Here is a 25,134-nt window from a genome sequence, read left to right on the forward strand (position 1 = left end):
ATGACCTTACTCCACTCTTTTGTTCTTTCTGTTTCTATACTTAAATTTATAACTATATTTATAAATGCTAACTTAAGATATACGTATTCCAAGATCAAATCCTAATAAAAAAACACTTATTTTCTTAAGCTGCATGTTGCTGAAGAACCACATAAGGTGTTCCTCTTTTTACAACTGCAAAAGCTCTAGCTATTAGTTTATTTCTAACATTATTTATGGCTAACATTTTATCTTTTCCTTCTGCCAATTTTCTTTTATAATACAGTCTTAATTCGGTGTCATGTTGTATTGCTGATACACTTGCCATACTCAGCAAACTTTTCATTTTTCTATCTCCTAAATAATGACATTGTTTTCTGCGATGTATACTAGTACCTGAGCGATGCTCAAATGGTGCTGTACCACAATAGCTAGAAAAGGCTCGCCAACTAGCAAATCGAGTGAAATTTCCTGTGTGATAAATTAGTTGACATGCAACTACTAAACCAACACCTTTAAGACTGGATAGTAATTCGTAATTCTTGTTCATAGAATCATCTGCTGTGATTATCTCTTTAATTCTATCTTCTATACCTTTTACTTGCTTAGATAAGTAATCTATACTGCGTTTTAAGCTAATACATCCAAAATCTGTTGTTGGACTTGACAATAGTACTTTCATCTCTTTTAAAGTGCCTTTAAGTCCTGCATTGTTTCTTACTAATTGATCTCTTAAAGCTAGTAATCTGCCTAACTCTAAATGAGACATACTCTTTACTGTACTTGGCTGTAACTCTTCTCTGTAAAGCCATGCGTATCTTGCTATAAGTTTGGCGTCTAACTTATCTGTTTTCTCTTTTACAACTCCGCTGGAGCGTTTTATTTTTAATGGACTTTCTTCTACATAAACAATATCTTGACTATGTAAATAAAGTGCTAACTTTAAGGAGTAATAACCTGTATTCTCAAAACAGTAAAAAACCTTGCTTGTTTTTGTCTGTTTCAAAACCCATTTTAATAGTCTGTTATATCCTATTAAATCATTAACAAACTCTTTGTGGACTTGTGCTTGATAACAATAAGCATCAATTGTTTTTTTTGATACATCAATTCCTACTACTTCTTCGTAATTTTTCATATTTTTACAATTAGTGTGAATAAATATGTTGCGTTAACTACTTCCTTTATCGGGAGAATTGTCTCCTGGTATTCCAAATGGTTCTTGGCAACTTGATAGAAAGAGAGGACTCGTACGTGTAAGGGAGCGTTATTCTAAAACACGTTATAGTTCTCCTCTTTTTCTATCTAAAGATATTTATTACAAACTAAAGAAACACGTTGTAACCAATTTGAGAAACCAAATGAAACTGGATAAAAATCGGAAATTATTATTAATTCTAATAGTCGGAATTTTATGTTTCTATGGTTTTAAAAATTACGCTGAAAAAGTAAAAGACGAACATAGTATTGCTACCAGTATTTCTTCCAAATTTTTTGACTTTAATACGTTTGAATTGAAAGTGGACTCAAATCTGAACCTATCTGATTTTAAAGTTGTGAATCAAAATAGCGGAACGACAATTTTTGCGAATGGAAAAAACCGAAAAGGAATTGATAATGATTATGGACATCGATTATTTGAATTGTATTATAAAGACCGAAAACTATATGAATTTGGACACTTTTCAACAAATAATTGGTACACATTTGACTATACTCTGAATTTAAATAACCGAATCGAACCTGAATTGAAAATAATGAGAGGAAATAATGAATCTTATAATGACTTTTTTTACAAAAGGTTTGAATATAATGAAAGTTGAAAACTCGACAGAATTAGTTATTTAACTTTAGGAAAAGAAGTTTATAACGTTAAAGAAATTAGCGAATAAAAACTGGTTACAACAAAGTACTGTGGTAATAAAAAAGTAAAAATATAATAATCCCTCACTAAATTGCTACTATAGGCATCATCGCATATTAGTCCTGATTTTACTATTCCAAAAACTTATTTAATAGTTTATTACAAACTGCTTTTACTGCTAATTTTTGTTCTTTCCTATTACTACAATTCGCTCGTAAAAATCTCGGCAAGCTTTATTATATTTACAGGCATAAAACCGCACATAAATCATAAATCACAAAACTTTTGATTGCCGTATTCATTCCAAAATAAAAAACATTTAAAAAGCTAAATTTTCTTTTCTAGATATTGCTAGATTATTTAAAAAACAAGAAGTCATAATTGAATAAAGCCCGTCGTTAACAATGTCTATGAAATTATTGTCCAATTTTAAGACAAGACATAGATAATAACAAGAACAAAACAAACTATGGAGATTTTTTTTCCAAATCAAAGATATACAAGTAAAGGTGAACCTGATTTAGGGGTTGGTATTTTAAAAGAAGCCAGCAAAGAAAAAGTACAGATCTATTTTCCGTTGTCTAATGAAACACGATTATACGCAGTTGAAAGTGCCCCTTTACAACGCGTTGTTTTTAAAATTGGTGATACAATAATGGATGCAAAAGGGCAACCATTACTTATAGAAAATGTTGAAATAGTCAACAATCTATACATCTATTATGGCAAAGACAAAAAAATAACTGAGGCAGCACTTGGTGATGTGTCAGCAAATCACAGTGTCGATGACCGTCTTTTTTTGGGAGATGTAGACACGCCTCAAGCCTTTGCTTTACGCAGAGAAACATTAGAACACGAATATAAACGGAGATTATCGCCTGTACATGGATTTGTAGGCGGAAGAATTGATCTTATTCCACATCAATTGTATATTGCACATGAAGTGAGTTCAAGATATGCTCCTCGTGTCTTACTATCTGACCAAGTTGGGCTTGGTAAAACTATTGAAGCTTGCTTAATCCTTCATCGTTTATTATTAAGCGGACGCATTTCTAGAGTGCTCATACTTGTTCCTGAATCGTTAATACATCAATGGTTTGTTGAAGTTTTACGTCGATTTAATATGTGGTTTAATATTTTTGATGAAGAACGTTGTGCAGCACTTGATGACAATGCACCTGATGGTAATCCTTTTTTAGACAATCAACTTATTATTTGTAGTACTGAATTTTTAGCCGGTTCTGCCAAGCGAACGAAGCAAGCAATTTCTGCTAACTGGGATATGCTTGTGGTTGATGAAGCTCATAATCTGGAATGGTCTGTTAACAACATAAGCCCAGAGTATCGAATTGTAGAACTTTTGAGTAAAGTTGCAAAAGGGTTATTACTGCTTACGGCTACGCCAGAACAATTAGGCGTAGAAAGTCATTTTGCACGACTCCGATTACTTGATCCTAACAGATATGAAAACTATGATGATTTTATAAATGAATCTTCAAATCATAAAATCATTGCCTCTATTGTTGAAAAATTACATCTAGGAAAACCCCTTGAATCTAAGGATACTAAAATTTTAGAATCTCTTTTCTCAAAAGAAAGCATACAATTAGTACTTGATGGAAAAAATGAAGCCAAGGATAATCTTATTGAAAATCTACTAGATCAACATGGTCCAGGCAGAGTATTATTCCGAAATACTAGATCTGGAATGAGTGGCTTTCCAAAACGAAAGGCACATTTAATTCCCATAAAAGTAGTAAAAGACAAGGAGCTGTGGTTAGAACGTTTAAGCAATGAATTTGCTTATGAAATGACTCCAGATGAAACTGCAAATAATCAACAATTTTGGTTTGCCAAAGATCCACGTGTACAGTGGCTGTTAACCATTATAAAAGAGCTTTATCCTGCAAAAGTACTACTCATTTGTAAGCAGAAAGAAAAGGTGCTGGCTTTAGAAGAAATCTTAACAAAACGTGGAAATTTTAAAGTTGGTGTATTTCATGAAGATCTTACTATAGTGCAACGCGATAGAAATGCGGCATGGTTCTCAGAACCCGATGGTGCTCAAATACTGCTTTGTTCAGAAATAGGAAGTGAAGGACGAAATTTTCAATTTGCTCATCACCTCATCTTATTTAATTTGCCCTTGAATCCTGAATTGTTAGAACAGCGAATAGGACGCCTAGACAGGATTGGTCAAAAAAAAGATATTCATATTCATATTCCCTACCTTACCAATAGTCCACAACATATACTTGTACGATGGTTTCATGAAGGCCTGAATGCCTTTGAAAACAACATTGAAGGTGGAAATAAAATTTCTAAATTATTTAGTAAACGGCTACTTGAACTATCAAAACTAAACACTAAAACTGAACATAATTCAGCATTAGAAGCTTTGATTACGGAAACGTCAACTTTCCAAAAAGAGCTACAAAAAAGCTTAGCCGATGGCAGAGATAAATTACTAGAAATGAATTCTTTTCGCCCAAAAATAGCCACAAAACTAATCAAACAAATTCAAGCGGAAGACAACGATAAAAGTCTTGAAAATTATATGACAAAAGTCTTTAATCATTTCGATATTGAAATGGAAGACCTCGTTTCTCGAAGCTATTATTTAAAACCTACGTCTCTAATCACTGAAATTTTTCCGTCGATACCCATGGAAGGTATTGGCGTTACATTTGACAGAAAACATGCTCTTAGCAGAGAGGAAATCAGTTTTCTAAGTTGGGATCATCCCATGACCACCGATGTCATAGATATGGTGTTAAGTTCAGGTACAGGTAGTGCTAGCTATGGAGTTCTAAAGGGAAGCAAAAGCCCTGGTCTTCTACTTGAAATCATTTTTATTCTTGAAACACCAACACGACAAAACATAGCTGTAGACCGTTTTCTACCCAACACACCACTAAGAGTTGTTGTAGACCATGCGGGTAATGAGGTTACAGAGGAGTATCTTGTTGACGTATTAAACAAAAAATTAATACCTGGTCAAATAGACGCTTTACTGGATAATGAAGCCATCGTTGAAACACTATTGCCCAATATGATAGCAGTGGCTACAAAACTAGCTAAAGAGATGAGCAGCACAGCAATAGCAAATGGTTTAGATAGTATGAACTTAACGTTGAATCATGAAATTGACAGACTGAAACTATTACAAGAGAAAAACAATACTATAAGACCAGAAGAAATTCAAATAGCTTGCAATGACCAAATAGCTCTAACAACAATCATTAAAAACGCACGTGTAAGGATGGATGCTATTCAATTGATCAGAAAGGAGTAAAAACTACTACCGTTAATTTTTATGAAGTGATTCAAAATAAAATACCTGAAAGTTTAATTCAGAAATCATTTTTTTCTTTTATTTAAAACAATCGCAAAAGTTGCTGTGAATTTTCTAGTACGTGTTTTATTTGTTAATTTAGTAGCTTACACACAAATCATAACACAAACATTACTTCAACTAATAAATATTCCATATCACACTCATTATTAACTTTTTATGAAACACAATTTAAAATATTTTTTGTTTGTTCTTTTTCTAATTACAACACTTGTTTATCAAGGTTGTGAAAAAGCAACTCCAGATAATTGGAAATGGGAAACGATAACAACAAATGGAGAACCCACCGCGAGACATGAAGCTGGGTTTGTAGCTTACAAATCCAAATTATACTTAATGGGCGGTCGTAGAATCAATCCTACTTCAGAATTTGACCCGAGCACTAATACATGGACTGAAAAGTCACCTTCTCCAATTGAATTGCATCATTTTCAACCTGTAGTATATGGTGATGCTATTTATATTATTGGGGCAATGACCGGACAATGGCCAAATGAAAAGCCTGTGGACCGAATTATTATTTACTATCCTGAGCGTAATGAATATGTTTATGGTGATTCTATTCCAAAACATCGAAAACGAGGTGGTGCAGGTGCTGTTGTCTATAAAGACAAAATTTATCTTGTTGGTGGTATTATTAATGGACATATGAACGGTTTTAAACCTTGGTTTGATGAATACAATCCTAAAACTAAAGAATGGAAAACGTTGACAGACGCTCCTAATGCACGCGACCACTTTCAAACGGTAGTAACCAATGACAAACTGTATGCTTTTGCTGGCCGTACTACCTCAAGAATAACTAAAGAAGATTTTTCACTAACAGTGAACCATGGCAATACCTATAACTTTTTGACTCAAAAATGGGAACCCGTAACAAACGACACCGCAATACCCACTATGCGAGCAGGTAATTCTGCCCTTGCTTGGAATGGATCTATTGTTATTGCTGGTGGTGAAAGTATGGTACAAGAAGCAGCTCACAACCAAGTCGAAGCCTATAATACAAAAACAAAACTATGGAGTAAATGGCCGTCTTTAAATCAAGGACGACATGGCTCTGGACTTGCCGTTATTGGTGATTATGTATATACTGCTTCAGGATGTGGTAAACGTGGTGGAGAACCAGAACTGACAACCATTGAACGTTTACAATTACCTAACGGAAACGCTACACCATTAACTGAAATTGCAGATACCACACCTGTTTATCAACAATACAATACACTGACCATCCCTTTTGAAGGTCCTGAAACATCCGAAACCGATGCTATAAATCCCTTTCTAAATTATCGTTTAAGTGTTGAATTTCAACATGAAGATACCAAGCAAACGATACGCGGGTTTTACGCTGCAGATGGAGATGCTGCTGAAACGAGTGCTAATACTGGAAAAATATGGAAAGTTCGGTTTACGCCAAATAAAATTGGAAAATGGACGTACACTGCGAAACTTCATAAAGGAGATAGTATTGCGTTAACTGACGACTTAACCATTGGAGATCTTATACCAATGACGAATGCAAAAGGCGACTTTATAATTGTTACTTCTGATAAAGAAGGAGATGACTTTAGAGGAAAAGGAAGACTAGAAGCTCATAAAGGTTATTTTAAATTTCGTAACACAAATGATTATTGGTTAAAATTGGGTACTAATAGTCCTGAAAACTTATTGGGCTATGTAGATTTTGATGATACGTATCGCATGAAATCAGAAGCTAGAGAAGGAGAGGCCGCAGCAACTGAAAACATTCATAGATACGCTCCACATTTAAAAGACTGGAAAACAGGTGACCCTTCCTGGAAAAAGGGTAAAGGAAAATCTCTTGTTGGAGCAATTAACTATCTGTCATCAAAAGGAATGAATTCTGCTTATTTTTTAACATTAAACATTTTAGGCGATGGTAAAGATGTATGGCCTTATGTTACCCCAGATAATTTTACCCGTTTTGACGTTAGTAAACTAGAGCAATGGGAAATCATATTTCAACATATGCAATCTAATGGTATATTACTGCATATGGTTTTACAAGAAACCGAGAATGAAACCATGCTTGATCATGGAAATACCGGTCCATTACGCCAACTCTATTTTAGAGAACTCATTGCCCGTTATGGACATCATCTCGCTTTAGTTTGGAATTTAGGAGAAGAGAACGGTCCCGCATCTTGGTCACCTATTGGTCAAAATGATAAGCAACGAAAAGCAATGGCTACATTTTTAAAAGAAACAGACCCTTACCAACACCCCGTACTACTGCACACACATTCTGAAGATCCGTTAAGAGATGACATTCTCAATGACATACTTGGTTTTAAAGACTTAGATGGCCTATCCTTACAACAAGCAAAACGCGAAGAGGCAAGTACTGTTGTTGAAACATGGAGAAAAAAATCAAAAGCTGCCGGGCAAGATTGGCTTATTACGATGGATGAAATTGGTATGTGGCATACGGGTGCTCTAACAGATACTCAAGACGCTAATCATTTTTCATTGCGACATTATGCCCTTTGGGGAACACTGATGTCGGGTGCTGCTGGTGTTGAATGGTATTTTGGTGCAAAACAACCACAAAATGATTTAACTTCTGAAGATTGGAGACAAAGAAATCATCTTTGGGAAATAACCAACCATACAAAAGTATTTTTCAATACCTATTTACCTTATTGGGAAATGCAACCCAAGCATAATTTAATTAATTCAAAAGAGGCATATTGTTTAAGAAAAGTGAATGAAATATATGCGGTATACCTACCAAAATTAGGCAGATATACTATTGACATGAGTGAAGCCTCGGGTGATTTTCAAATACAATGGTATAATCCATTTACAGGCGGGCAATTACAAACAGGTTCTGTTAAAACAATTTCTGGAGGAGGAATACGCACTTTGGCAATACCTATAGAATTTTCTAATACTGAAAAAAATACTGATTGGGTAGTGCTTCTTAGAAAAAATATTGACATTAATCAAACATCTAAATAATTATGAATAGTCGTAGAAAATTCATTTATGATATCTCAAAAGGAATGGCTTTTGTAGCCTTAGCACAATCTGGAATTTCTTGTAAAACGAAAGAGGAACCGGCCTTTAGTGACCGCATGCTACCGGCACCCGTTGGTGGTGGTTTTGAAATGGAAAACTATTGGGTATGGGGTTCTTCCGTGATAAAAGGTGAAGATGGAAAATATCATATGTTTGCTTCTCGTTGGCCAAAAGATATTGGCTTTGGTAAATGGGTTACTAATTCTGAAATTGTTAGAGCTGTATCTGATACTCCAGTAGGTCCATATACCTTTCAAGAAGTTGTTTTACCAATACGAGGTAAAGATTATTTTGATGGTTTGGTTACACATAATCCTAGAATAATAAAATATGGTGACTATTACCTACTTTATTATTTTGGTACTACATACGATTTTGACATACCAGAAACCAATGTAAATATTTGGGGAGATGACAGAGCTCGTAAAGCATGGATGAACAAAAGAATTGGTATGGCTTATTCTAAATCAGTTTTAGGTCCATGGAGACGTATGGATCAACCGGTATTAGAACCGCGACCAGGAAAATGGGATGCCACGATAACATCAAATCCCGCTCCTGTAGTTAATGAAAAAACAGGTGAAATTCTTTTGATTTACAAATCATCCACAAATGGCCCAGAACCACCACTGCTATTGGGTGTTAGTAAAGCCGCTGGGATGCAAGGTCCTTATCTTAGAATTAAAGACGAACCTATATTTAATTTAGACACGAGTAAAACCAATGAAAATGATGTAGAAGATCCTTTTGTATGGTGGGCAGGTGATCATTATGAACTTATAATGAAAGATCGCTTTGGCCATATTTGTGGTGAAAAAGGTGGTGGAATACATGCCTTATCAAAGGATGGTATTCATTGGGAATTTGCTCCTAATCCATTAGCCTATAGTAAAACCATTTTATGGGATAATGGGAAGACTGTTTATCAAAACCATTTTGAAAGACCTTCATTATTAATTGAAGACGGTAAGCCAACGCACCTCTTTGCAGCAACGGGTATTGGCTCAAAAGAATGGACATTTGAAAAAACTTGGAATATGGTAATTCCCTTAAAATCATAAAAGTTAATCTTATTAGGTTATAATGCCATTTTACCCTAATACCGAACTCTATTTAAGCCGTAACAATTTTATGGCTCATACCAATAATTAAAAAACAATGACCACATTACCTGTTATAGCCTCTACCCTTTCCGCAAAAGCATTAGGCGAATTCACCATAGAACAATATGGATTACATAAAAATTTTAATTGTAAGTTATTTAGAACAGGGATGAATCACACGTATTTTCTTTCAGATAATGAGAGTAAATATGTTCTAAGAGTTTACAGCCATAATTGGAGATCAGAATCTGAAATCAATGAAGAACTAACGCTATTAAACGTATTAAATAAAAGTAATTTAAGTGTTTCAATTCCTATCCCCGATAAAAACGGTAGCCTTATTCAAGAAATTAAAGCTCCGGAAGGTATGCGGTATGCGGTTCTTTTTTCTTTTGCTAAAGGTGATAAAATTAGATTTATGAACGAGGAGACCTGCTACGCAATAGGTTCTCTAATGGCTAACATTCATAAAACCACTTTAAACAACACTATTGACCGTATTACCTATAACAAAAAGTCGCTTATAGAATTGCCTTATCACTACTTGAAGCAGTACTTTTCAGAGCGTTTACCTGAAATGGAATACATCAAAAAAATTGGAGCATCTTTTAAAAATAAAGATTTTGAAAATTCAAAAAAGGGAATTGTCCATTTGGATATATGGTATGATAATATGGCCATTACCAAAACTAAAGAAATTACAATCTTCGACTTTGATTTTTGCGGAAATGGATGGCAAATTTTGGATATTGCTTATTTCTGTAATCAGTTATTTAATATAGAATCTGACAAAAAAGTGTACGAAATAAAAATGCAACATTTTTTAGAAGGTTACCATAAAATAAATCCCTTATCAACTAATGAGCTTACATTAATTCCAAAAGCAGGGTTGGCTATATTCGTGTTTTATTTGGGTGTTCAAAGTCAAAGGTTTGATTGGTCAAATATTTTTCTCTCTGAAAATTACCTAAAAATGTATACAAACAGAATGAAATCATGGACGGAATATAACGACTCCAATAAAATAGTTTTAAATAATTCTTCGATTTAATTACAGGAAGTAATCTTTAAGGTATTGCGAAAGCACAACTATCCGCTTCATTTTCAGTTCTAATACTGCAATCAAAACTATCACAAATTAAAATTATGTAATTCTTAATCATAAAAAAAAACCACTTCAACTGAAGTGGCTTCTTATTGTAATTATTTACTATTGTATGTTACTGACAACAAATTAATTATCAATAGACCCCATAACACGTTTCATAAATGAATTTAGTGCTTCTTTTTTGGGAGTACCTTCTTTAATCATTTTATTTACTTCTAAAGCACCGTACATATTAGAGATAATTTCTCCTATAACATCAAGTTCTTCATCTTTTAATGAAGGTACCTCTGTTAAGTGCTCTAAAGTTTCAATAGTTTCGACTAAAAAGTCTTCATCATTGTCTTCAATGAATTGGGACAAATGTTTAATTACTGGTAACTTCATCTACTAATTCTTTTAACACATCTAACTTATTCGTTTGTGTTTGATTAACAAAAATGCCATTTTTAAAAGTAGCAAATGTTGGTAGATTATCTACCGTTGCTAATTTTCTAGATTCCGGAAATTTTTCAGCATCAGCTATTACAAAAGTAATATTTTCTAATTCAGAGGCCAATTTCTTAACCTTTGGTTTCATAATTCTGCAATTACCACACCATGTGGCAGAATACTGAACAACAACGGTTTCATTGTTGTTCACTATTTCTTGTAAGTTATCTTCACTTAACTCTTGAACCATAATTATATATTTTAAATTACAAACTCTAAATTTTAATAAATTTAAAATTTAGAGTTTGATATATTACTAATTAGTGAGAAGCTAAATATTCAGCAGTTCCTTTTGCATTTGCTTGCATAGCTTCTTTACCTTCTTCCCAGTTTGCAGGACAAACTTCACCTTTTTCTTGAACATGAGTTAAAGCGTCAACAATACGTAAGTATTCATTCACGTTTCTACCAATTGGCATATTGTTTATACTCTCGTGTTGTACAACACCATCTTCATCAATAACATATGTTGCTCTATAGGTTACGTTATCACCTTCAACCTGTACAGTACCTGTAGCTTCATCATACGTTTCATTGGTAATATCTAAAACACCTAAGATACTAGATAAATTACGGTTACTATCCGCTAATATTGGATAAGTAACACCTTCTATACCTCCATTATCTTTTGGTGTATTTAACCATGCAAAATGCACTTCTGGTGTATCACAAGATGCTCCAATTACAATTGTATTTCTCTTTTCAAATTCAGCCATAGCTCCTTGAAAAGCATGCAATTCAGTTGGACATACAAATGTGAAATCTTTAGGGTACCAAAACAACAACACTTTTTTGTTATTATTTTTTGCTTCTTCGAATACATTTACTTTAAATGTATCGCCCATTTCATTCATTGCGTCTACATTTAAATCTGGAAATTTTTTACCTACTAATGTCATTTTGTTTTATTGTTTTAAGCGTTATTTTCTAAGTACAAATATAACATGCAAAAAACTCAAATCATAGAGATGATTATGCAATTTTTTTATACGATTATAAGGATTATTTATGATGATGAGTGAATAGTCTTATTTAACTAAGAAGTATTGTTTAAGCGACTCAATCAGCAAATATAAATCGCGTAGAAAATCTGCTAGTCCCGAAGCTTCGGGATTCGTTAGTAGGCTAGATCTGGCAATATATTATATACGGATTACAACAGTTTTTTTTCAATATTCATAAGTAATTTGTTCATTCCATCCATAAATATTTAATTGTAATTCACTTTGCCCATCAATTTGAATTGGTGTTATGTCAAAGGAAACTGTTTTTTGAAAAACAGTTAGACATAACTCTTCATTGATTAATTTCATTTTGAGAGCTCGTTGTAATGGAAAAACAGTATAAAAAGCATCTACACTATATAAATTCTCTTCCCACAAATCCGGTCCACATCCGCTAGAACCGAACGTTATTTCTAAGCAATCATTTTTTAATTCGACATCAGTTATTTTATAATTTGAAGTATTAATCCCATTAAAATCGTCCTCCAAAATAATTTCAGATATGAAATTACAATTATCGTCAATCGTTGACTTATCATCTGAATTACAACTGAAAATTAATATACAAAATAAACCAATAAGAACAGTTTTATTCCTTACGTGTGGTTTGTTTTCTATCAGATGTAAAAAGGTTGAAAAGGTTGTGTCCAATGTCTTACAATACTTGTATAAATCCTACTTACTAGCAAACAACTTTACATCATCTTCAGACACCTCGGTATTACCCAAAATGATTAAACGTTCTACCACATTTCGCAATTCACGAATATTTCCGGTCCAATCGTATTCTTGTAGTTTTTTTATGGCCTTATCAGAAAATGATTTTTTAGCAGTTCCTTGTTCATTTGCAATTTTTTCAGCGAAGAAATTTATCAATAAAGGGATGTCTTCACGTCTGTCGTTTAAGGCAGGTACTTTAATTAATATCACAGCCAATCTATGATATAAATCTTCCCTGAAATTACCTTCAGATATTTCTTTTTTCAAATTTTTGTTAGTCGCTGCCACAACACGTACGTTGACTTTAATATCTCTATCACTACCTACTCTGCTAATTTTATTTTCTTGTAAAGCTCGCAACACTTTAGCTTGAGCTGACAGGCTCATATCACCAATTTCATCTAAGAAAATAGTACCACCATTTGCAGCTTCAAACTTACCTGCTCTGTCTTTATTTGCCCCAGTAAATGATCCTTTTACATGCCCAAACAATTCACTTTCTATCAACTCTGATGGAATTGCAGCACAGTTCACCTCTACCATAGGCGATTTAGAGCGTTCACTTTTTTCGTGCAACCAATGTGCAACCAACTCTTTTCCCGTACCGTTTGGCCCAGTAATTAGCACTCTAGCATCAGTAACGGCAACTTTTTCTATAATATCTTTTATATGTGAAATAGCATCGCTATTACCCACCATTTCATAATTTTTACTGACCTTTTTCTTTAGTTTTTTATTTTCTACAACTAAACTCTTCTTATCTAAGGCATTACGTACCGCATTCAACAATCTATTTAAATCAGGTGGTTTAGAAATATAATCAAATGCTCCCAAACGCATCGTTTGTACTGCGGTATCTAAATCACCGTGCCCAGAAATCATCAACATTGGTATTTCTGGTTTTATTTTTTGTGTTTTTTCCAAAACTTCTACCCCATCCATTTTTGGCATTTTAATATCACATAACACCAAATCATAATCATTATTTTTGATCATTTCCATACCTACAAGACCATCTTCAGCCTCTTCAACTTCGTAGGTCGCGTTTTCTTCAGAAATAATCTTTTTTAATACTCTGCGGATCGCCGCTTCATCTTCAATAACTAATATTTTTGGCATTTTATTTAGGATTTTTGGTCGGAAGACCAACGTTTATTATTTTATTATTTAAATGCAATTATTGTTCCATCTTTTATTTTACAGCATCTGTATTGTAAATATGCACATCTCTTTGTGGAAATGGAATGGTAATATTATTTTCCCTGAACAACCTATCAATTTCAAATCTGATATCACTTTTTGGAATACGCACATTAAAACTGTCATTAATTGAAAAAGCAACTCTAAAATCTAAAGAACTATCTCCAAAATTCATAAATAAAACTTTTGGTTCTGGCTCATTTAATACTGCAGGGTTGGTTTTTACTGCTTTTAGAAGTAAAGACTCAACCAATTTAACATCACTACCGTAAGCAACACCAACATCTACTACTTCTCTTGTTTCGATACCATTTGCAGTCCAATTATACAAACTATTGGTCAGATATAAATGATTTGGGATCACTAATACTTTATTATCCACAGTAACCGCTCTCGTGGTTCTTAGTTTAATTTCTTCTACTCTACCCACTTTTCCGTCCAATTCAATAATATCACCCACATGCACAGATTGATCTACCAATATAAATACTCCAGAAATTATATCTTGAAATAAGGTTTGTAATGCCAACCCAATACCAATTAATAAAGCCGCCGAAGCCGTAAAAAGTGCGGTTACATTTACACCAATATTATCGAACGTTATGATTAAAATGATTAAATAAATAAACCAGCGTCCAAAAGAAAATAACGAAACAAATTTTACTTGATCTTGTTTCGGTAGTTTTCGAGTCACTAATTTCCGTATCCATTTTAAAACAAATGATGTAGCAATAAGAGCAATTATTACAATTAACAACCCCTTATAGGTAATAGCTATTGAGTCAGAAAATCTAATTGGTCTATTTAGAAGGTTAATTAAATCGTACATAAATTAAATTGATGCTGTTAATATTTAAGCCATTTATACAACTCCTTATATGTAGGTTTCTTACCATACATTAAAATACCCACTCTATAAATTTTAGCTGCAAATAGTACAGTAATATAAAATGTTCCAAACAATATTAAAACCGACAATAATTGTTGCCAAATAGGTACCCCAAAAGGAATACGCATTAACATAACTACAGGCGATGTGAACGGAATGTAAGAAAAAACTTGTGATACCATACCATGTGGATTTTCAATTACCGTAAAAAAACCGACATAAATAGCCAACATTAACGGCATAATTATGGGCATCATAAATTGTTGAGTATCCGTTTCATTATCTACAGCGGCACCAATGGCAGCATATAGCGAAGCATATAATAAATAACCTCCAATAAAAAATAAAATAAACATTATAATAAGGTTAGCCAACGGCATATTATTTATCTCTTGAAATATAGTTGTAAACATTTGTTGAGCCTCATCATTTTGCGATGCCTGTTTTATCAGCTCTTCCTGTTGTTGTGCCATTGGGCCTTGAGACGTTTCCACTCCGAAAAATGCAGAAACTCCAATCATTAATGCCGAACCAATTATTATCCAAACTGTAAATTGAGTTAGACCCGCCAAAGTAGTTCCGAATATTTTACCTAATAATAATTTTATTGGTTTTACAGAGGAAATAATAATTTCTATAATTCTACTCGTTTTTTCTTCAATAACACTCCTCATAATCATGTTTCCATAAATAATGATAAACATAAATAATAAATAACCTGCAGCCCCTCCAAAAATCAACTTCATGTAGTTACCTACTTTGGATGTTTTTTGGCCATCAAAGGTTTCTAAGTTAGCTCTTACTTTAATTTTTAATTTACTTACAAGAACTGGGTCTAAGCCTGATTCTTTTAGTTTTATAGCTCGAGCTTCCTCTTCAATTTTATCTTCAATAGTATTCATTACACCTACCGAAGGCGATTCTTCTGAATAAAATTTAATTTTATCGGCAATAGCATCTACATTTTCAGCCGGTGGAATATATAACAACCCATAATTTTCAGCTTTTCTTACTAATTGCTTGGCATCTTCTAAATTTAAGCCTGTTAAAATATCATATTTTGTATGCTCAGAATTTTCAAACTTATTGGCAAATAAATTACTTTCATCTAATACTGAAATGGTTTTTACTCCGTCATTATTCAATTGCGTTAAAAAGCCAATTAAAGCAAAAATACCCACCATAATTAGCGGACTTAAAAATGTCATGATGATAAATGACTTATTTTTGACTTTATTAAGATATTCTCTTTTTGTAATTAGAGATAAATGATTCATATTAATAATTTTGAACAGTTTGAATAAAAATATCGTTTACACTTGGAATTACCTCAACAAAATGAGTAAGTTCACCTTTAGAAGTCAAATGCTGTATGAGTTGATTTGCAGGTAATTTATCGTCAATTTTAATATTGAATTGCAACTCATCGTTTAAGCTTTTAAAAGTAGCGTCAGTCAATTCGAAGTTTTCTTTTAAATTTTGAATTGCTTCAGCTTTGTTATCCGCAATTAGGCCTACTTGATAAATATTCTTTTTAAATTGACGTTTTATATCTGTTAATTTTCCTTCTAAAACTTTATTAGACTTATGAATTAAAGCAATATCATCACATAGTTCTTCAACAGATTCCATTCTATGTGTAGAAAAAATTACTGTAGCTCCTTCTTCTCTTAACTTTAAAATTTCATCTTTAATAAGGTTCGCATTAATAGGATCAAAACCACTAAAAGGTTCATCAAATATTAATAATTTTGGCTGATGAAGTACAGTTACTATAAACTGTATTTTTTGAGCCATCCCTTTAGATAGTTCTTGAATTTTCTTATTCCACCAATCGCCAATTTCAAATTTATCAAACCAATATTTTAATCTTGCCTTGGCTTCTGATTCTGACAATCCTTTTAATTGTGCCAAATAAAGGGCCTGCTCCCCTACTTTCATCGATTTATATAATCCGCGTTCTTCTGGCAGATAACCAATATCCTTAATATGATCTGGTTTTAAAGGTTCACCATCCAAAGTTATCAACCCTTCATCAGGCATGGTAATTTGATTGATAATTCTAATTAATGTTGTTTTACCGGCTCCGTTTGGACCTAAAAGTCCAAAAATGCTTCCCTTAGAAACATTTATTGAAACATTGTTTAAAGCCTTGTAATCGCCGTAATTTTTAACTACATTTTCAGCAACGAGAATATCACTCATATTTTAATTTTATTTTTCAAAGATATTGATTTGACGTTGTTAACTGCCAATTGTTACTTAGTAATTTAAATATATTACTAAGATTAAAGATACTAATTCTCTGTGGTAAGTTGTTTATCTATAATCCTATCGAAATAATCCTTCATAAAAGCCTTACAAGCTTCTTCAATTTCGTCCATTTCTGGTGTTCTATTTTCAATAAGATTATCAACTAATCCCTTATCATTTTTACTAAAAAAACCAGTTGCTTTCTCTCCATCAAAAGTACAGATTAAATTACCTCGTTGCAATTGATATTGCGTACCGTTATAATTCATTGCGTAAGGTTCAATTTGAGGTTCGCTTATTAAACTTCTTCCCCAACTTCTGAATGGTTTATCATAACCTATAGCATCTAACACTGTAGGATAAATATCTATTTGCTGAGCCAATTTTGTATCTACACCAACAAAAGTGCTGTCTGGTTTATAGATTAAAATAGGCACAGCACCTCTATTGATAATTTTGTAATATTCATCCTTGTAAAAGGATTGATTGGTATGATCTGCCGTTAGGATAAAAATAGTATTTTTAAACCAAGGTTCTTTTTTAGCAGCTTCGAAAAACTTTTTAAATGCATAATCGGTATACCCTACAACTTGATGCATGGGTATATCTCCTTTAGGAAATTTGTCTTTATATTTTACTGGTGGTAGAAATGGTTCATGTGAAGTAAGCGTAAAAAGTGAAGCAAAAAACGGCTCCTTTTTAGTGTCTAAAACGTCTTTGGTGAACTGCATAAACTCCTCATCCCAAATACCCCAAAAGCCATCATCGTCTTCATCATTTGCATATTCTGTCATCCCATAATAATGGTCAAAACCTAAAATATTACCAAAACCTAAAAACCCCATAGACCCATTAGGTGCCCCATGAAAAAAAGAAGTATCATAATTACGTTCTTTCAATGTTGACACTAACGATTCAATTTTCTGATTGGCGTATGGTGAAGAGGTAAACGCGTGTTCAAAAGATGGAATACCTGCTATTACTGATGACATACCATGAATGGATTTTCTTCCATTTGCAAAAGCATTTGTAAAAATAAGACTGTGGTCCGCTAAAGAATCTAAAAAAGGGGTATAACTTTTAAAATTTGCAATCTTCGTATCCTTATTAAAGGCTTGCCAATATTCACGTCCATAACTTTCTACAATAAACACAACAATGTTAGGTGAAGTTTTCGGATTGTTTTTATACTGTTTTACGGGTTTAAAATACTTATCAACAGCGTTAGGATCTACCTGATATTTCACTTTCTTTATGTTAATTGTATTAAACGTTCTTATAAAAGCAAATGGAGAATTTAATACAAAATCGGCTTGTTGTAGTTTAGTTACATGCCTACTCGCATCTACTAAATTTATTGGTCGAGTACTTTTCTTAAAATCGCCACCACGAATGGCTCCTATCATCAATATCACCAAAAAAACAAATACTATTGTTGAGAATAAAAAATAACTCAGGTTATTTTTCTGATACGTTTTTTTATTTAATTTCACTTTATTATAAAGGAAAATCCACAGGGCCGCAGCTATAAAAAACAACAGGTATACATGCCAATAATTAGCTAAAAATCGAAAAAACATACTCGATTTATTCGATTCATTTTCCAACGTTTCAAAAACAGCCTTCGTTGTTCTACTGAAGGTAAACCTATAATATATAAAGTCTATAAAGTTAATAGCATATGCTACTAGATTAAAGGTGAAATAAATAAAAAATAATAATTTTTGATACCATTTTTTAGTGTTTACTTTTAACGGTAACAACGATAGCACTATAAACAATGCATTTACATATAATATGGCTGCGGTATCAAATGCAAGACCATAATATGACAATCTAAAAAAATCAAAAACGGTATCAATTCCTAATAAATCACTATTGTAAAAATAGAATAAAACCCTAGCAATGAAATAAAAAAAATAGGCGAGTAATAACCTATAAAACATTATTTTATATTCATTCTTTCTTAAATAACTAATCATATATAAATAAGGTGTAGACTTCAAAAATACAACTTATTGCATAAATTACTATTATTTTTAAATTTACAATTTTATTATGCGTGCATAGTATTTTTTTGTTATATTTGTAATATGCAAAAAGAAACGACGATCGATCACGCCTTAAGAGCAACCTGGCAAGCAGTTGCAAAAATGTACAATGAGCAGGCGGCAAAACACGGTAGTACAATGTCTACAGCATTTGTATTGTTAAATATAGATTATGAAAATGGAACACCTTCTACGGCACTCGGTCCTTTAATGGGCATGGAACCTACTAGTTTGTCTAGAATATTAAAAACAATGGAAGACAAAGGTGCCATTTTTAGAGAAAAACATCCTGAAGACGGCAGGAGTGTACTTATAAAATTGACTGACTACGGTAAGGAAATGCGGAAAGTTTCTAGAGCGTCAGTCATCGCTTTTAACGAAAAGGTTAAAGAGGAATTAGATGAAGAAAAGTTAAATAACTTTTTTGAAGTAACTGAAAAAATAAATCAATTAATAGCAGAGCGTGTAATTTTCAATGAAAATAAACGTAAAGCGATTTAAAATAGTTAACAAATGAACAAAAGGCATATTAAAAAAGTAGCTGTTATTGGTTCTGGTATAATGGGATCTGGTATTGCATGTCATTTTGCCAATATTGGCGTAGATGTATTATTGTTAGACATTGTTCCTAGAGAACTAAACGACAAAGAAAAAGCTAAAGGGTTGACTTTAGAAGATAAAGTCGTTAGAAACAGATTGGTTAATGATGCTTTAACTGCATCCTTAAAATCTAAACCTTCTCCTATTTATAGTCAATCTTTTGCAAGTCGAATTACTACTGGTAATTTAGAAGACGACATTGCTAAAGTTGCAGATGTAGATTGGATTATGGAAGTTGTCGTTGAAAGACTAGATATCAAGAAAATGGTATTCGAAAACTTAGAAAAATATAGAACTCCAGGAACATTAATTACATCTAACACTTCTGGTATTCCTATTAAATTTATGAGTGATGGACGTAGTGAAGATTTCCAGAAGCATTTCTGTGGAACCCACTTCTTTAATCCCGCTCGTTACTTAAAATTATTCGAAATAATTCCTGGGCCAAAAACAGAAGCTTCTGTTTTAGAGTTTTTAAATGAATATGGCGAAAAATTCCTAGGAAAGACATCTGTAGTTGCAAAAGACACGCCTGCTTTTATTGGAAACAGAGTTGGTATATTCAGTATCCAAAGTTTATTTCACGCGGTTAAAGAGTTAGATTTAACCATAGAAGAAGTAGATAAATTATCAGGACCAGTAATTGGTCGCCCTAAGTCTGCAACTTTTAGAACTGTTGATGTTGTTGGATTAGATACTTTAGTTCACGTGGCAAACGGAATTAGAGAAAACTGTCCTAAAGACGAACGTTTAGAGCTTTTTAAATTACCTGATTTCATTAACAAAATGATGGAAAAAAAATGGTTAGGAAGCAAAACAGGACAAGGGTTTTATAAAAAAACGGTTTCAGCTGAAGGACAAAAAGAAATTTTGTCACTCGACTTAAACACCTTAGAATATCGTTCTGCAAAACGAGCAAAATTTGCAACTTTAGAATTAACGAAAACGATTGATAAAGTAGTAGACCGTTTTAAAGTATTAGTAAAAGGTAAAGATAAGGCCGGTGAGTTTTACAGAAAAAGCTTTACTGCATTATTTGCCTATGTATCTAATAGAATTCCAGAAATTTCAGATGAGCTATATAAGATTGATGATGCTATGAAAGCTGGTTTTGGATGGGAACATGGTCCTTTCCAAATTTGGGATGCTATTGGCGTAGAAAAAGGAATCGAATTAATGAAAGCTGAAGGTTTAGCCCCAGCTGCATGGGTTAATGAGATGATTACTTCTGGTAACACGTCTTTTTATACAATAAAAGAAGGTTCTTCATATTTTTATGATATTCCAACAAAAACACAAACTAAAATCCCTGGTCAAGATAGTTTCATTATCCTAGACAATATTAGAAAAACAAACGAAGTGTTTAAAAACTCAGGTGTTGTTGTTGAAGATTTAGGAGATGGAATTCTTAACGTAGAATTCCAATCTAAAATGAACACTATTGGTGGAGATGTACTTGCAGGATTAAATAAAGCTATTGACTTAGCTGAAAAAGATTTTGCTGGATTAGTGGTTGGTAACCAAGCAGCAAACTTCTCAGTTGGTGCAAATATTGGAATGATTTTCATGATGGCTGCAGAGCAAGAATATGATGAGCTTAATATGGCTATCAAATATTTCCAAGATACCATGATGCGTATGCGTTATTCTTCAATACCAACTATTTCTGCTCCACATGGAATGGCTTTAGGTGGTGGTTGTGAATTGTCATTACATGCTGATAAAGTAGTAGCAGCAGCAGAAACGTATATGGGACTTGTAGAGTTTGGTGTAGGTGTTATTCCCGGCGGTGGTGGTTCAAAAGAAATGGCATTAAGAGCATCAGACCTATTTCATAAAGGAGATGTACAGTTAAACGTTCTTCAAGAACATTTCTTAACTATTGGTATGGCAAAAGTATCTACTTCTGCTTATGAAGCTTTTGACACTAACCTTTTACAAAAAGGTAAAGATATTGTTGTTGTAAATAAAGACCGTCAAATAGCTGTAGCAAAACAACACGCAAAATTAATGGCAGATATGGGCTACACACAACCTGTTCGAAGAACAGATGTTAAAGTACTCGGTAAACAAGCCTTAGGTATGTTCCTTGTAGGTACAGATGCTATGGAAGATAGCAACTACATTAGTGAGCATGATCATAAAATTGCAAACAAGTTAGCTTACGTAATGGCAGGTGGAGATCTATCTGAGCCAACTCTAGTGAGTGAGCAGTATTTATTAGATTTAGAACGTGAAGCTTTCTTAAGTTTATGTACAGAACGTAAAACTTTAGAACGTATTCAACACATGTTAACCAAAGGAAAACCTTTAAGAAACTAAGAACTATGGAAACAGCATATATAGTAAAAGCATATAGAACAGCAGTTGGTAAAGCACCAAAAGGCGTGTTCCGTTTTAAAAGAACTGATGAATTGGCTGCAGAAACCATCAAATACATGATGAAAGAACTGCCTAATTTAGACAAGAAACGCATTGACGACGTTATTGTTGGTAATGCAATGCCAGAAGGTGCACAAGGATTAAATATGGCACGATTTATTTCTTTAATTGGATTGGATAGTGTAGATGTGCCGGGTGTAACCGTAAATCGTTTTTGTGCTTCTGGTGTTGAAACAATAGGCATTGCCACAGCAAAAATTCAAGCTGGTATGGCAGATTGTATTATCGCTGGTGGAGCTGAAAGTATGAGTTCAGTGCCTATGACAGGCTTTAAACCAGAATTAAACTACGATACAGTAAAAGCAGGTCACGAAGATTATTATTGGGGAATGGGAAATACTGCAGAAGCGGTGGCCAAACAATTTAAAGTTTCTCGTGAAGACCAAGATGAATTTGCTTATAATTCACATATGAAAGCATTACGAGCTCAAGCTGAAAATCGTTTTCAAGATCAAATTGTTCCTATCGAAGTAGAGCAAACCTATATTGATGCAAACGGAAAAAAAGCAACGAAATCCTATACAGTCACTAAAGATGAAGGACCTCGTGCTGGAACAAGTAAGGAAGTTTTAGCTAAACTTAGACCCGTATTTGCTGCCGGTGGAAGTGTTACAGCTGGTAACTCATCACAAATGAGTGATGGAGCTGCTTTTGTAATGATTATGAGTGAAGACATGGTTAAAGAACTCGGTTTAGAACCTATTGCTAGAATGGTAAACTATGCAGCAGCAGGTGTTGAGCCTCGTATTATGGGAATTGGCCCAGTAAAAGCAATTCCAAAAGCATTAAAACAAGCAGGTTTAAAACAATCAGATTTAGAGTTAATTGAATTGAACGAAGCATTTGCTTCGCAATCAATAGCGGTAATTAGAGAGTTAAGTCTTAATCCAGATATTATTAATGTAAATGGTGGTGCAATTGCACTCGGACACCCATTAGGGTGTACAGGAGCAAAATTATCTGTGCAATTGTTTGATGAGATGCGTAAACGCGATATGAAAGGTAAATATGGTGCAGTAACCATGTGTGTTGGTACAGGTCAAGGTGCTTGTGGAATTTTTGAATTTTTAAACTAATCAAAGAACTTAATAAAATACTATAAAATGGCAGATTTAGAAAAAGACATCCTTCGTGGAGGTCAATTCTTAGTAAAAGAAACAAAATGTGAAGACGTTTTTACTCCTGAAGATTTTTCAGAAGAGCAAACAATGATGAAAGAATCAGTAATGGAATTTAATGATCGTGAAATCATTCCTCATAAACCTCGTTTTGAAGCCAAAGATTTTGCTTTAACGGAAGAAGTAATGCGTAAAGCTGGAGATATGGGATTTTTAAGCGTATCGGTACCCGAAGCTTATGGTGGAATGGGAATGGGATTTGTTTCTACTGTATTAACGTGTGATTATATCTCAAGTGGTACAGGTTCATTTAGTACTGCTTTTGGTGCCCATACAGGTATTGGAACACTGCCAATTACACTTTACGGTACAGAAGAGCAAAAACAAAAATACGTACCAAAATTAGCAACTGGAGAATGGTTTGGAGCGTATTGTTTAACAGAACCAGGAGCGGGATCTGATGCTAACTCTGGTAAAACAACTGCTACACTTTCTGCCGATGGTAAAACATACAAAATTAACGGTCAAAAAATGTGGATTTCAAATGCAGGTTTCTGTAGTTTGATGATTGTTTTTGCTCGTATTGAAGACGATAAAAATATTACAGGCTTCATTGTTGAATTCGATAGAAACAACCCGAATGGAATTACCATGGGTGAAGAGGAGCATAAACTTGGTATTAGAGCTTCCTCAACACGTCAAGTATTTTTTAACGATACTGTTGTTCCTGCGGATAACATGTTAGCTGGTCGTGGAGAAGGTTTTAAAATTGCCATGAACGCTTTAAATGTTGGACGTATTAAATTGGCTGCAGCTTGTTTAGATTCTCAAAGACGAATTTTAAGCATTGCCGTAAATTATGCTAATGAGCGTAAACAATTTAAAACCCCTATTGCTGATTTTGGAGCTATTAAAACAAAATTAGCAGAAATGGCAGCTAGTACTTATGCTGGTGAATCTGCGACCTATAGAGCTGCAAAAAATATTGAAGACAGAATTACGCTACGTGAAGCTTCAGGGAATACACATCAAGAAGCAGAACTTAAAGGTGTTGAAGAATATGCAATTGAATGTTCCATCCTAAAGGTGGCCGTATCAGAAGATGTTCAAAATGCTGCAGATGAGGGTATTCAAATTTTTGGCGGAATGGGATTCTCTGAAGAAACTCCGATGGAGTCGGCTTGGAGAGACGCTCGTATTGCAAGAATTTACGAAGGAACCAATGAGATTAATAGAATGCTTTGTGTTGGTATGTTAGTTAAAAAGGCAATGAAAGGTCATGTAGATTTATTAGGACCTGCTCAAAAAGTTCAAGAAGAATTAATGGGTATTCCTTCTTTTGAAACTCCTGATTATTCTGAATTATTTTCAGAGGAAAAAGAAATGATCAAAAAGCTTAAAAAGACGTTTTTAATGGTGGCTGGTGGTGCTGTTCAAAAGTATGGACAAAACCTTGAAGATCATCAACAATTATTAATTGCAGCAGCCGATATTTTGATTGAAATCTATATGGCCGAATCTGCTATTTTAAGAACTGAAAAAAATGTTAAACGTACTAGCGAAAAAGAGCAATCTGCACAAATCGCTATGGCAAAATTATATTTATATCACGCTGTAGATATCGTAGAAGAAAAAGGTAAAGAAAGTATTATTTCTTTTGCTGAAGGCGATGAACAACGTATGATGTTGATGGGACTTAAACGTTTCACGAAATACGCTAACTATCCAGATATTGTTGATTTACGTATTGAAATAGCTGAGAAAGTTAAAGCAGAAAACAAGTATTGTTTTTAAAAGTACTATACTCAAATAATTTTTTATTATAGTGGATGAAACCGTTTTCTAAATACCTTTTTTATTTTTGGTATTGAAAACGGTTTTTATTTGAAGGGAATTAATAATCATTTACTAATA

19 protein-coding genes are annotated in these 25,134 nt (G+C 33.4%); 9 read left to right on the forward strand and 10 right to left on the reverse strand.

Annotated elements, in window-relative coordinates; all coding sequences use genetic code 11:
- Positions 1–124: 124 nt before the first annotated feature.
- Entirely contained in the window at positions 125–1,117 is a 993-nt protein-coding gene (locus D3P13_RS18700) for an IS110 family RNA-guided transposase (RefSeq protein ID WP_117884571.1), read from the reverse strand.
- A 58-nt stretch (positions 1,118–1,175) separates the two neighbouring features.
- Here D3P13_RS18700 and D3P13_RS18705 point away from each other — a divergent pair, with 58 nt between their 5' ends.
- The 5 genes from D3P13_RS18705 to D3P13_RS18725 all read left to right on the forward strand — a co-directional run bounded on the left by D3P13_RS18705 (position 1,176) and on the right by D3P13_RS18725 (position 10,397).
- Positions 1,176–1,802, forward strand: coding sequence for a hypothetical protein (locus D3P13_RS18705; RefSeq protein WP_117884573.1), 627 nt, complete (start codon positions 1,176–1,178; stop codon positions 1,800–1,802).
- Positions 1,803–2,312: 510 nt separating this feature from the next.
- Positions 2,313–5,138, forward strand: coding sequence for an RNA polymerase-associated protein RapA (rapA, locus tag D3P13_RS18710; protein ID WP_117884575.1), 2,826 nt, complete (start codon positions 2,313–2,315; stop codon positions 5,136–5,138).
- Positions 5,139–5,357: 219 nt separating this feature from the next.
- Positions 5,358–8,183, forward strand: a complete 2,826-nt coding sequence (locus D3P13_RS18715) for a Kelch repeat-containing protein (RefSeq protein ID WP_117884577.1) — start codon at positions 5,358–5,360, stop codon at positions 8,181–8,183.
- A gap of 2 nt (positions 8,184–8,185) precedes the next feature.
- A complete protein-coding gene (locus tag D3P13_RS18720) occupies positions 8,186–9,304 on the forward strand; it encodes a glycoside hydrolase family protein (protein ID WP_198680066.1) in 1,119 nt (372 codons plus the stop codon).
- A 97-nt stretch (positions 9,305–9,401) separates the two neighbouring features.
- Complete coding sequence (locus D3P13_RS18725) at positions 9,402–10,397, forward strand: phosphotransferase (protein ID WP_117884579.1); 996 nt, start codon at positions 9,402–9,404, stop codon at positions 10,395–10,397.
- Between the two features lie 183 nt (positions 10,398–10,580).
- Here the strand turns inward: D3P13_RS18725 and D3P13_RS18730 are convergent, their stop codons facing one another.
- The 9 genes from D3P13_RS18730 to D3P13_RS18770 all read right to left on the reverse strand — a co-directional run bounded on the left by D3P13_RS18730 (position 10,581) and on the right by D3P13_RS18770 (position 18,991).
- Positions 10,581–10,838 carry a DUF6952 family protein gene (locus D3P13_RS18730; protein ID WP_117884581.1) on the reverse strand — a complete coding sequence of 86 codons (258 nt, stop codon included), beginning with the start codon at positions 10,836–10,838 and terminating at the stop codon, positions 10,581–10,583.
- The gene (locus D3P13_RS18735; protein ID WP_117884583.1) at positions 10,819–11,133 is read right to left on the reverse strand and encodes a thioredoxin family protein; all 315 of its coding nucleotides are present in this window, start codon (positions 11,131–11,133) and stop codon (positions 10,819–10,821) included. The genes D3P13_RS18730 and D3P13_RS18735 overlap by 20 nt, the downstream gene beginning before the upstream one ends.
- Before the next feature lie 70 nt (positions 11,134–11,203).
- The gene (locus D3P13_RS18740; protein ID WP_117884585.1) at positions 11,204–11,842 is read right to left on the reverse strand and encodes a peroxiredoxin; all 639 of its coding nucleotides are present in this window, start codon (positions 11,840–11,842) and stop codon (positions 11,204–11,206) included.
- Positions 11,843–12,112: 270 nt separating this feature from the next.
- Positions 12,113–12,598, reverse strand: coding sequence for a hypothetical protein (locus D3P13_RS18745; RefSeq protein ID WP_117884587.1), 486 nt, complete (start codon positions 12,596–12,598; stop codon positions 12,113–12,115).
- 24 nt (positions 12,599–12,622) lie between these two features.
- On the reverse strand, positions 12,623–13,786 hold the full coding sequence (locus tag D3P13_RS18750) for a sigma-54-dependent transcriptional regulator (RefSeq protein ID WP_117884589.1): 1,164 nt from the start codon (positions 13,784–13,786) through the stop codon (positions 12,623–12,625).
- A gap of 73 nt (positions 13,787–13,859) precedes the next feature.
- Entirely contained in the window at positions 13,860–14,696 is an 837-nt protein-coding gene (locus tag D3P13_RS18755) for a mechanosensitive ion channel family protein (protein WP_117884591.1), read from the reverse strand.
- 17 nt (positions 14,697–14,713) lie between these two features.
- Positions 14,714–16,033 (reverse strand): ABC transporter permease, encoded by a 1,320-nt coding sequence (locus D3P13_RS18760; protein WP_117884593.1) that lies wholly within the window; start codon positions 16,031–16,033, stop codon positions 14,714–14,716.
- 1 nt (position 16,034) lies between these two features.
- On the reverse strand, positions 16,035–16,961 hold the full coding sequence (locus tag D3P13_RS18765; protein WP_117884596.1) for an ABC transporter ATP-binding protein: 927 nt from the start codon (positions 16,959–16,961) through the stop codon (positions 16,035–16,037).
- A gap of 92 nt (positions 16,962–17,053) precedes the next feature.
- Positions 17,054–18,991: an LTA synthase family protein gene (locus D3P13_RS18770; protein ID WP_117884598.1), complete on the reverse strand. Its 1,938-nt coding sequence runs from the start codon at positions 18,989–18,991 to the stop codon at positions 17,054–17,056.
- A gap of 111 nt (positions 18,992–19,102) precedes the next feature.
- On the opposite strand from D3P13_RS18770, the gene D3P13_RS18775 reads away from it, so the two are divergent.
- Genes D3P13_RS18775 through D3P13_RS18790 form a run of 4 tightly spaced genes read left to right on the forward strand, consistent with a single transcriptional unit; the run spans position 19,103 to position 25,014 of the window.
- On the forward strand, positions 19,103–19,561 hold the full coding sequence (locus D3P13_RS18775; protein ID WP_117884600.1) for a MarR family winged helix-turn-helix transcriptional regulator: 459 nt from the start codon (positions 19,103–19,105) through the stop codon (positions 19,559–19,561).
- 12 nt (positions 19,562–19,573) lie between these two features.
- Positions 19,574–21,982 carry a 3-hydroxyacyl-CoA dehydrogenase/enoyl-CoA hydratase family protein gene (locus D3P13_RS18780; protein ID WP_117884602.1) on the forward strand — a complete coding sequence of 803 codons (2,409 nt, stop codon included), beginning with the start codon at positions 19,574–19,576 and terminating at the stop codon, positions 21,980–21,982.
- A 5-nt stretch (positions 21,983–21,987) separates the two neighbouring features.
- The gene (locus D3P13_RS18785; protein WP_117884604.1) at positions 21,988–23,178 is read left to right on the forward strand and encodes an acetyl-CoA C-acyltransferase; all 1,191 of its coding nucleotides are present in this window, start codon (positions 21,988–21,990) and stop codon (positions 23,176–23,178) included.
- 27 nt (positions 23,179–23,205) lie between these two features.
- Positions 23,206–25,014 carry an acyl-CoA dehydrogenase family protein gene (locus D3P13_RS18790; RefSeq protein ID WP_117884606.1) on the forward strand — a complete coding sequence of 603 codons (1,809 nt, stop codon included), beginning with the start codon at positions 23,206–23,208 and terminating at the stop codon, positions 25,012–25,014.
- Positions 25,015–25,134: the final 120 nt, after the last annotated feature.

The organism is Aureibaculum luteum, assembly GCF_003449015.1.
GTDB classification, from domain to species: Bacteria; Bacteroidota; Bacteroidia; order Flavobacteriales; family Flavobacteriaceae; genus Aureibaculum; species Aureibaculum luteum.

Excerpts from the sequence above, each read along its gene's own strand:
- D3P13_RS18735 (WP_117884583.1), bottom strand. The coding sequence starts at position 11,133 with ATGGTTCAAGAGTTAAGTGAAGATAACTTACAAGAAATAGTGAACAAC.
- D3P13_RS18765 (WP_117884596.1), bottom strand. The coding sequence starts at position 16,961 with ATGAGTGATATTCTCGTTGCTGAAAATGTAGTTAAAAATTACGGCGAT.
- D3P13_RS18770 (WP_117884598.1), bottom strand. The coding sequence starts at position 18,991 with ATGATTAGTTATTTAAGAAAGAATGAATATAAAATAATGTTTTATAGG.
- D3P13_RS18730 (WP_117884581.1), bottom strand. The coding sequence starts at position 10,838 with ATGAAGTTACCAGTAATTAAACATTTGTCCCAATTCATTGAAGACAAT.
- D3P13_RS18790 (WP_117884606.1), top strand. The coding sequence starts at position 23,206 with ATGGCAGATTTAGAAAAAGACATCCTTCGTGGAGGTCAATTCTTAGTA.
- D3P13_RS18750 (WP_117884589.1), bottom strand. The coding sequence starts at position 13,786 with ATGCCAAAAATATTAGTTATTGAAGATGAAGCGGCGATCCGCAGAGTA.
- D3P13_RS18780 (WP_117884602.1), top strand. The coding sequence starts at position 19,574 with ATGAACAAAAGGCATATTAAAAAAGTAGCTGTTATTGGTTCTGGTATA.
- D3P13_RS18740 (WP_117884585.1), bottom strand. The coding sequence starts at position 11,842 with ATGACATTAGTAGGTAAAAAATTTCCAGATTTAAATGTAGACGCAATG.
- D3P13_RS18775 (WP_117884600.1), top strand. The coding sequence starts at position 19,103 with ATGCAAAAAGAAACGACGATCGATCACGCCTTAAGAGCAACCTGGCAA.
- D3P13_RS18785 (WP_117884604.1), top strand. The coding sequence starts at position 21,988 with ATGGAAACAGCATATATAGTAAAAGCATATAGAACAGCAGTTGGTAAA.
- D3P13_RS18715 (WP_117884577.1), top strand. The coding sequence starts at position 5,358 with ATGAAACACAATTTAAAATATTTTTTGTTTGTTCTTTTTCTAATTACA.
- D3P13_RS18760 (WP_117884593.1), bottom strand. The coding sequence starts at position 16,033 with ATGAATCATTTATCTCTAATTACAAAAAGAGAATATCTTAATAAAGTC.
- D3P13_RS18700 (WP_117884571.1), bottom strand. The coding sequence starts at position 1,117 with ATGAAAAATTACGAAGAAGTAGTAGGAATTGATGTATCAAAAAAAACA.
- rapA (WP_117884575.1), top strand. The coding sequence starts at position 2,313 with ATGGAGATTTTTTTTCCAAATCAAAGATATACAAGTAAAGGTGAACCT.
- D3P13_RS18725 (WP_117884579.1), top strand. The coding sequence starts at position 9,402 with ATGACCACATTACCTGTTATAGCCTCTACCCTTTCCGCAAAAGCATTA.
- D3P13_RS18755 (WP_117884591.1), bottom strand. The coding sequence starts at position 14,696 with ATGTACGATTTAATTAACCTTCTAAATAGACCAATTAGATTTTCTGAC.
- D3P13_RS18720 (WP_198680066.1), top strand. The coding sequence starts at position 8,186 with ATGAATAGTCGTAGAAAATTCATTTATGATATCTCAAAAGGAATGGCT.